Origin of the sequence: Streptomyces sp. NPDC002138, from assembly GCF_040296485.1 — a bacterium.
GTDB lineage: Bacteria > Actinomycetota > Actinomycetes > Streptomycetales > Streptomycetaceae > Streptomyces.
Map to the genome: position 1 here is coordinate 1 of NZ_JBEOXE010000130.1, position 8,339 is coordinate 8,339.

General features: G+C 74.4%; 7 protein-coding genes. 2 read left to right on the forward strand and 5 right to left on the reverse strand.

The genetic code is table 11. The features are described from left to right. From ABT084_RS37320 to ABT084_RS37340, 5 genes are all read right to left on the reverse strand, one after another. On the reverse strand, positions 1 to 1,464 hold a 1,464-nt coding region (locus ABT084_RS37320; protein ID WP_351054132.1), incomplete at its 3' end, for an ATP-binding cassette domain-containing protein. 2 nt (positions 1,465 to 1,466) lie between these two features. Beyond that, on the reverse strand, positions 1,467 to 2,663 hold the full coding sequence (locus tag ABT084_RS37325) for an energy-coupling factor transporter transmembrane component T (protein ID WP_351054135.1): 1,197 nt from the start codon (positions 2,661 to 2,663) through the stop codon (positions 1,467 to 1,469). Then, positions 2,660 to 3,361, reverse strand: coding sequence for an SCO2322 family protein (locus ABT084_RS37330; RefSeq protein ID WP_502969295.1), 702 nt, complete (start codon positions 3,359 to 3,361; stop codon positions 2,660 to 2,662). The genes ABT084_RS37325 and ABT084_RS37330 overlap by 4 nt, the downstream gene beginning before the upstream one ends. A gap of 44 nt (positions 3,362 to 3,405) precedes the next feature. After that, complete coding sequence (locus tag ABT084_RS37335; protein ID WP_351054137.1) at positions 3,406 to 4,650, reverse strand: SCO2321 family membrane protein; 1,245 nt, start codon at positions 4,648 to 4,650, stop codon at positions 3,406 to 3,408. Positions 4,651 to 5,042: 392 nt separating this feature from the next. Beyond that, on the reverse strand, positions 5,043 to 6,119 hold the full coding sequence (locus ABT084_RS37340; protein ID WP_351054146.1) for a Strvi_7410 family MBL fold metallo-hydrolase: 1,077 nt from the start codon (positions 6,117 to 6,119) through the stop codon (positions 5,043 to 5,045). Positions 6,120 to 6,322: 203 nt separating this feature from the next. On the opposite strand from ABT084_RS37340, the gene ABT084_RS37345 reads away from it, so the two are divergent. Further along, positions 6,323 to 7,885, forward strand: coding sequence for an aldehyde dehydrogenase (locus ABT084_RS37345; RefSeq protein ID WP_351054139.1), 1,563 nt, complete (start codon positions 6,323 to 6,325; stop codon positions 7,883 to 7,885). Continuing rightward, positions 7,885 to 8,118 (forward strand): ferredoxin, encoded by a 234-nt coding sequence (locus ABT084_RS37350; RefSeq protein ID WP_351054141.1) that lies wholly within the window; start codon positions 7,885 to 7,887, stop codon positions 8,116 to 8,118. The genes ABT084_RS37345 and ABT084_RS37350 overlap by 1 nt, the downstream gene beginning before the upstream one ends. Positions 8,119 to 8,339: the final 221 nt, after the last annotated feature.

Below are 8,339 nucleotides of genomic sequence, written 5' to 3' on the forward strand. Positions count from 1 at the left end.
TCCCCCCCCCCCCGCGCGCGGGCCGGGGGGGGGGGGGGGGCCGGGTGGGGGGGGGGGTGTGGTTGGGGTTGCCTCCGGCGGCGCCTCAAACGCCGGCGGGGCTGGGATGGCCGGCGGGGCTGGGATCGGCGGGGTTGATGTCGCTGGCAGGGCGTCAGTGGGGGCGGCTGAGGTTGCCCGGAGGGCAAATCCAGCCTGCCCGGCGTTTGAGGGCCCGCCGGAGGCGATGTCGGCCGCGGTGGACGTGGGAGCTGAGGTCGCCCGGGGGGCGAATTCAGCCTGCCCGGCGTTTGAGGGCCCGCCGGAGGCAGGGGCAGCCTCGGCGGACGGGGAGGTCGCGTCCGTGGCGGGGGTCGGCGACAAGCCCGCGCCCAGGGCTGCGTCCGGGCCCGCGCCCCGGGCTGCGTCCGGGCCCGCGCCCCGGGCTGCCTCCGGGCCCGCGCCCCGGGTCGGCCGCAGGGTCGTGCTCCGGGCCGGGGTCGGCGACAAGCCCGCGCCCAGGGCTGCGTCCGGGCCCGCGCCCCGGGTCGGCCGCAGGGTCGTGCTCGGGGGCGGGGTCGGCGACAAGGCCGTGCCCAGGCCCACGCCCAGGGATGCCTCCGGGCCCGCGCCCCGGGTTGGCCGCAGGGGCGTGCTCGGGGGTGGGGGTGATGGGAGGCGGGTGAGGAGGGTGGGGGCTTTGTGGCGGGCGGTGCGGATGGAGAGGGGGAGGGGGGTCCAGGCGGCCAGGCGGCCCAGGGCCACCACCGGGGGGTGGACCGGGGAGAGGGCCATCATCTCGGCCGGGGAGCCCAGGACGGGGGGTGCGCCCGGGGAGGAAAGGAGGAGGACCTGGTCGGCGTACTGGACCACCCGCTCCAGCCGGTGCTCCGCCATCAGCACCGTCGTCCCGAGGTCGTGGACCAACCGCTGCAGCACCGCCAGAACCTCCTCGGCCGCCCCCGGATCGAGCGCGGACGTCGGCTCGTCCAGCACGAGCACCTTAGGGTGCGGGGTCAGGACCGAGCCGATCGCGACCCGCTGCTGCTGCCCCCCGGACAGCGTGGCGATCGGCCGGTCGCGGAGCTCGTTCAGGCCCAGCAGGTCCAGGGTCTCCTCCACCCGCCGCCGCATCACCGCAGGTGACAGGCCCAGGGACTCCATCCCGTAGGCCAGCTCGTCCTCGACGACGTCCGTGACGAAGTGCGCGAGCGGGTCCTGGCCGACCGTGCCGACGACATCGGCCAGCTCGCGCGGCTTGTGCGTACGGGTGTCCCGCCCCGCGACCGTGACCCGCCCCCGCAGCGTGCCCCCGGTGAAGTGCGGGACCAGCCCCGACACGGCCCCCAGCAATGTCGATTTACCGACTCCCGACGGCCCGACGAGGAGCGTCAGCTCCCCCTCGGGGACGGTGAAGTCCGCGTTCCGGAGCGTGGGCTCGCGCTGGCCGTCATAGGTGACGGACACCTGTTCGAAGTGGATCATGTCTAGCCCTCCTTCGGGGGGACGGGGGCCACCACGGCGGGGAGCAGCCCGATCAGCACCGCCGCCGCGGGCCACAACGGCAGGCCCGGCGCGACCAGCGGCACCACACCGGGCCGCAGCCCCTCGGGATCGAGGGACCCGGCGTGGATCATCAGCGCCGCGACGGCCGCACCCGACCCGGCCACCAGCCAGGCACGCACGCCCCATCGGTCCGGCCGGTAGCGGGTACGGACACTGCGCCGCCCGCCCAGCCGGAGGCCGCCGAGGGCGAGCGCGAGGCCGATGAGGAGCACGGGCAGACCGTAGGCGGCGCCCTCGGCGGCGAGCAGTCCGTACGTACCGGCGCAGATGCCGAGGAGCCCGCCGAGGGTGAGGACGTTGGTGGTGTGCCGGACGGCGGGCGCGACCTCGGCGGTACGCCCGTACCCGCGCGCGTCCATCGACGCGGCCACGGCCACGGAGCGTTCCAGCGCGCCTTCCAGGACCGGCAGCCCGATCTGGAGGATCGCCTTCACCCCGCCCGTGGGCCGGCCGCGCAGGCGGCGGGCGGTCCGCAGCCGCACCACGTCGGCGACCATGTTCGGCGCGAAGGTCATGGCGACGACGATGGCGACGCCCGCCTCGTACAGCGCCGCGGGCAGGGACTTCAGCAGCCGCGCCGGATTGGCGAGGGCGTTCGCGGCGCCGACGCAGATGAGGAGGGCGGCGAGCTTGGCACCGTCGTAGAAGGCGAAGACCAGCTGCTCGGCGGTGACCTTCCCGCCGAACCGGACACCCTGCGCCCAGCCGGGCAACGGCACCTCGGGAAGCGTGAAGAGGACGTGCGAGCCGGGGATGGGGGAGCCCAGGAGTACGGAGAAGACCAGGCGCAGGCCGATCACGACCAGGCCGAGCTTGACGAAGGCGCCGTAGGACCGGGCCCACGGGGCGGCGGTCCGCCGGGCCGCGACCACGTACCCCGCGACCCCGACGATCAGCCCGAGCAGCAGCGGATTGGACGTTCGGGACGCCGCCGTGGCCAGACCGAGCGCCCAGAGCCACCACGCCCCGGCGTGCAGGGCGTTCCGCCGCCCGGCGACCGGCGCCTCCCACCGGTCCCGCCGCCGGGGGCGAACGTACGCCGTGGCGGGAGCCCCGCCCGGGCGGGTCCCGGCGAGGTCCGACGGGAGCGGAGCGGCGGGGCCGGAGGGGTGGGTCACCGGGCGCGACGGCGGCGGGACTGCCAGACGGCGGCTCCGGCCAGCGCGATCACGGCCGCGACGCCGGCGAGGAGACCGACGGAGGGGCCGCCTTCGCCCTCGGGAGCGGCAGCGGCGGCGGCGGAAGCGGAAGCGGAAGCGGAGGCCGACGGCTTCGGTTCAGCCGCGCCGACCTGATCGCCGCAGCCCTGCTTCGGGTAGCCGGAGATCGCGCACAGCAGCGCCGCGCTGTTGTACCGCAGCGGCTTCGCCACCTCCGCCAGCGCGTCGGCGGCCGTCGCGTCCGGGGCCACGACCGCGCACGCCGTGCGCGGGGCGTCCTGCGGCGGGGTCTCCCCGGACGGGGCGTCCGCCGGGACGCCGAAGTCGACGACCAGGGCCACCCGCTTGCGGCCCTCGACCGCTGGAGTGGCCGAGCAGATCGCCCCGAAGTCGGCGGCGGCCCGCGGCTTCGCCGACTGGTCGGCCGCGTCCTGGCTGACCGCGAAGCGGAACCCCTGGACCGAGCCGTCCTTGGGCCGGATCAGCGAGGCGCCCTGGGTGGCGTACGTCCACGAGCCGCCCGTACCGTCCCAGAAGGACCAGTACCGGTAACCGGCCGCCAGCGCGGGCCCGGCGCCCAGCAGCGTCAGCACCAGGCCGAGGGCGACCGCGAGGGCCACCGGCAACGACAGCGGCGACGACAGCGGCCGTGACACCGCCGATGCCGACGCCGACGCCGGCGGTACGGGGCAACGGCGGATCACAGCTGCTGCTGCTTCTTGCGACGGCCGCTCAGCAGGATGCCAATGCCCACACCGGCCGCGGCGCCCGCACCGATGATCCACCAGACGTTCCCGTCCGAGGAGCCGGAGGAGTCCGAGGACGCCGAGGCGGACTCCTTCGGCCGGGCCGTCGCGGCGTCGGCCGGACCGGTCGCGTTCAGCGCGGCCACCAGGTCGGCGCCGCCGAACGCCTTCGGGTCGGCGCCGGTCGCATGCGCGGTCAGGATCAGCGTGGCGAGAGCGGCCGGGTTCCCCTTGGACCACTCGGCCGCGTTGCCCTTGAGCCACTCCAGCCCGCCCGCGGCGGACTGCTTGTGCCCGGCGGCGGCCAGCGCGATCACCGCGTCCGCGGTGTTGCCGACGTCCGCGGTCACCGTCTCGGCGCCCGGGGTCTTCGCGGTCAGGTGACCGTCCTTCTTGAGGGCCTCGGCCAGGTAACCGGCCGCGCCCTGGGCGGCGCCCGCCGGGTCCTTGGCGCCCGCCGGGCACGCCAGCGGCGCGGCGGGAGTGTCCGTGGCGGCCGGGGTCACGACCGGGCCCTTGCCGAGCGCGGCGAGCACCGCGGCGGCCGAAGCGTCCGCGTTCGCGGGGAGCTTGCCGTCCTGCGGCTGGTACCCGAAGGCGCCGCGGTCGGCCGCGGGCTCGGCCGCGCAGTCCAGCTGGAAGGAGAGGAGGCCGTCGTACGCCGACTTCCCCGCCTTCGACTTCACCTCGGCCGGGTTCTCCCCGGCCGCGGCCAGCGCGCTGATCACGACGGAGGTCGAGCTGCCCTCGCTCGGGCTGCCCGGGTTGTAGGCCCAGCCGCCGTCCTCGTTCTGTACGGACTTCAGCCAGGCGGCACCCTTCTTGACGGCCGCGTCGTGGCCGCCCAGTGCCTTGAGCGCCTGCACCGCGATGGCGGTGGCGTTCGTGTCGAGCATCGTCTTCGCGTCGCAGGCCGCGCCGGAGTCCGCGCGGAACGCGGCGAACGCGCCGTCCGCGCACTGCTGGCCGGCCAGCCACTCGACGGCCTGCGGCGCGGGCCGCACCCCGGCCGTTTGCTGCGCGAGCAGGGCGAAGGACTGGCGCCAGACGCCGTCGTACGTCGGGTCCATCGTGCCGAACATCCCGGAGGGGATCACGGGAGCCGGTGAGGGCGAGGGGGCGGCGAGGGCGGCGGGAGCGGCGCCCACGCAGAGCACGGCGGAGGCGGCGAGCGCGGCGGCGCTGTGGCGGACGTTCATGGTGGGGCGGGTGCCTCTCCTGCTGGGGAACGGGAGGCAGGCACGCGGAGTACCGGGCTCCGGCTCCGTTTACCTCGACGGTGCCGGCCACCGGAAGGACCCGGCGGCGCGAGCCGCGCACCTCCGCCACGGGGCAATCCGGCTCCCCGCCCGGCGCTGCCGGAGGCGGGACACGGTTGCGGGTCAGCGCCGGATTCCCACCGGCTTCCCCCCGTACGGAAGTGTTGACGACCCGGCCACTCTACCGGCCCGCGCCCCTCCCCCCGGGGGGCGGCAGCCCGGAGCACCCCTTACCGGCCACTGCCGGTTCCGCCCCTTCCACGCCCCGTCCCGCCTCTTCCACTTCCCTCCACTTCCCTCCGCTCCCCTCTGCTTCCCTCTGCCACTTCGCGCTACAGGGCCCGGTACGTCACCGGTTCGCTGCCCGGGACGGCCTCGGCGCGGCCCTGCTTCACCAGCCGCCGCAGGTGCGCCTCCGCCTCCGACACGGCGATGTTGCGGGAGCCGTACGGGATCTGCGCCCAAGGGCGGTTCCACTCCATCCGCTCGGCCAGCTCCCAGGGGGTCAACGGCCGCGCGAGCAGCTCCCACAGGCCGACCAGGCGTTCCTCGTGGTGGTCCAGCAGCTCGCGGACCCGGGCCGGGGCGTCGGTGAAGGCGTGCTGGTGGGCCGGGAGCACTTCGGCCGGGCCGAGGCGGCCGATGCGCTCCAGGGAGTCGAGGTAGTCGCCGAGGGGGTCGGTGGCCATGAGGTCCTCGGGGGCCTCGTACAGGCCGATGTGCGGGGAGATCCCGGGCAGCAGGTGGTCGCCGGAGAAGAGACGGCCGTTCCCGGGGAGGTGGGCGGGGTGCTCCTCCTCCAGGTGCAGGCAGACGTGGCCCGGGGTGTGGCCGGGGGTCCAGATGGCCCGGAGCCGGCGCCCGGCCAGCGGGAGCAGCTCGCCGGGGGCGATCTCGCGGTCCGGGACCGCCGCGCGCATGCCGGGCAGGGTGCGCATGCGGCCGCTCTCGCGGGCGGCGCGCAGCGGGGCGATGTGCTCGTCGGGGGCGCCCGCGGCGAGCAGCTTCCCGCTCATGTAGTCGAGCCAGACGCCCGGATCGGAGCCGCGGGTCCGGGTGACGACCTCGGTGTCGGCGGCGTGCATCGCGATCCAGGCGCCGGAGGCCTCGCGCACCTGGCCGGACAGGCCGTGGTGGTCGGGGTGGTGGTGGGTGATGACCACGCCGTGGACGTCGGCGACGGGGATGCCGAGTGCGCCGAGCCCGGAGACGAGGGTGTCCCAGGAGGCGGGGTCGTCCCAGCCGGTGTCGATCAGCACCGGACCGCGACCGGTCTCCAGGACGTGGACGAGGGTGTGGCCGAGCGGGTTGTCGGGGATGGGCACCTTGATGCCCCAGACGCCACCGCCGTGATCGGTGACGCCGGGCGGTTCCGTAGCCGCTGCCGATGCTGCTGCCGCTGCCGACATGAGGTGGCCCCCAGACTCACTCACGAGAACTTGTTCCAGTAGTAGCCCAAGTCGACCATCTGCGCGGCTTCCTGACCAGTCGTCGGGTCCGTTACCGATCTCTCCGCGCTCTGCAAGCGGTGTTCTGTCTGCGCCGTGGACTCCTGGAACTAGAACTGGTATCAGTTCTGGCATCCGGTTCTGAACCGCAGGAGGCATCAGCCATGACCGAGCTCGTGGAACACGGAAAGCTGTTCATCGGCGGCGAGTGGACCGACCCGCTGGGCAGCGACACCATCGCCATCGTCTCGCCCCACACCGAGCAGGTCATCGGCCGCGTACCGCACGCTTCCCGGGCGGATGTCGACCGCGCTGTCGCCGTCGCGCGCAAGGCCTTCGACGAGGGCCCCTGGCCCCGGATGTCCCTGGACGAGCGGATCGAGGTCGTCGCGCGGATCAAGGACGCGATCGCCGTGCGGCACGAGGAGATCGCCCGCTCGATCAGCTCGCAGAACGGGTCGCCGTACTCCTGGAGCGTTCTCGCCCAGGCGCTCGGCCCGATGATGGTCTACGACGCCGCCATCACGGTCGCCCGCGCCTTCCCGTACGAGGAGCACCGCCAGGGGGCGCTCAGCCCGATCATGGTCCGGCGCGAGCCGGTGGGCGTGGTCGCGGCCGTCATCCCCTGGAACGTCCCGCAGTTCGTCGCCGCCGCGAAGCTGGCGCCCGCACTGCTGAGCGGCTGCACCGTGATCCTCAAGCCGTCACCGGAAGCGCCGCTCGACTCCTACATCCTCGCCGACATCGCCCGGGAGGCCGGGCTGCCCGCCGGTGTGCTGTCGATCCTGCCCGCCGACCGCGAGGTCAGCGAGTACCTGGTCGGGCATCCGGGGATCGACAAGGTCGCCTTCACCGGCTCCGTCGCGGCCGGCAAGCGCGTCATGGAGGTCGCCGCCCGCAACCTCACCCGGGTCACCCTGGAACTCGGCGGCAAGTCCGCCGCCGTGATCCTGCCGGACGCCGACCTGGAGAGCACCATCGCCGGGATCGTGCCCGCCGCCTGGATGAACAACGGACAGGCGTGCGTGGCCCAGACCCGCGTACTGGCCCCGCGCAGCCGCTACGACGAGATCGCCGAGGCGCTCGCGGCGGCGGCCGGAGCCCTGGTGGTCGGCGACCCCCTGGACCCGGCGACGCAGCTCGGGCCGCTGGTGGCCAAGCGGCAGCAGCAGCGCTCCCTCGACTACATCAAGCTGGGTCAGGAGGAGGGCGCCAAGATCCTCACCGGTGGTGGCCGGCCGGCGGGCATGGACCGGGGCTGGTACGTCGAGCCGACGCTCTTCGGGGACGTCGACAACTCGATGCGGATCGCGCGCGAGGAGATCTTCGGGCCGGTCGTCTGCCTGATCCCGTACGGGGACGAGGCCGAGGCCGTCCGGGTCGCCAATGACTCGGAGTTCGGGCTGAGCGGCAGCGTGTGGACCGGGGACGTGGAGCACGGTATCGACTTCGGACGGCAGATCCGCACCGGCGTCTTCAACGTGAACACCTTCAGCCTGGACATGCTGGGCCCCTTCGGCGGCTACAAGAACAGCGGCCTCGGCCGCGAGTTCGGTCCCGAGGGCCTGAGCGAGTACCTCGAGGCGAAGATGATCTGCCTGCCGGGGGGCTACCAGCGGCCGGGTGCGGGTGCGGGTGCGGGTGTGGGTGCGGGTGCGGGTGCGGATGGTGCCTCCAACGGTGCCTCCAACGGTGCCTCCAACGGTGCGTCTGACGGTGGTGAGTGATGGGTGACCGCTGGCACGTCGAGGTCGACCGGGGGGTCTGCATCGGTTCGGGCATGTGCGTGAACCACGCTCCGACGGGCTTCACTCTGGACTCGGCCCGCCAGTCCCACCCGCGCGACGCGGATACGGACGCCAGCGAACCGGTCCTGACGGCGGCCGAGGGCTGCCCGGTCGAGGCGATCACGATCACCCTGGCGGGCAGCGGGGAGGTGGTGTTCCCGCCGGAGGAGTAGGGGGAGTAGGGGCCCGGCTGCGCCGGGTGCGGCTTCGCCGCAGGGGCCAGGGCTTCGAGCGTCCGGGGTCGGGGAGGTGCCCGGGGGCTGCCCGTCAGTTCAACTGTCTCTTCGTGCCGAGCCGCCCTGTCAAGGGCGCTCCCTGCGGTCGCGTCGCTGCGCGATGGCCTGCGGCCACCCTTGACAGCACGACTCGACACGAAAAGCCAAGAACTGTCGGG

What these genes read in the sequence shown, in the direction of transcription:
- ABT084_RS37335 (WP_351054137.1), bottom strand. Translation starts at nt 4,650, where the DNA reads ATGAACGTCCGCCACAGCGCCGCCGCGCTCGCCGCCTCCGCCGTGCTC.
- ABT084_RS37340 (WP_351054146.1), bottom strand. Translation starts at nt 6,119, where the DNA reads ATGTCGGCAGCGGCAGCAGCATCGGCAGCGGCTACGGAACCGCCCGGC.
- ABT084_RS37345 (WP_351054139.1), top strand. Translation starts at nt 6,323, where the DNA reads ATGACCGAGCTCGTGGAACACGGAAAGCTGTTCATCGGCGGCGAGTGG.
- ABT084_RS37350 (WP_351054141.1), top strand. Translation starts at nt 7,885, where the DNA reads ATGGGTGACCGCTGGCACGTCGAGGTCGACCGGGGGGTCTGCATCGGT.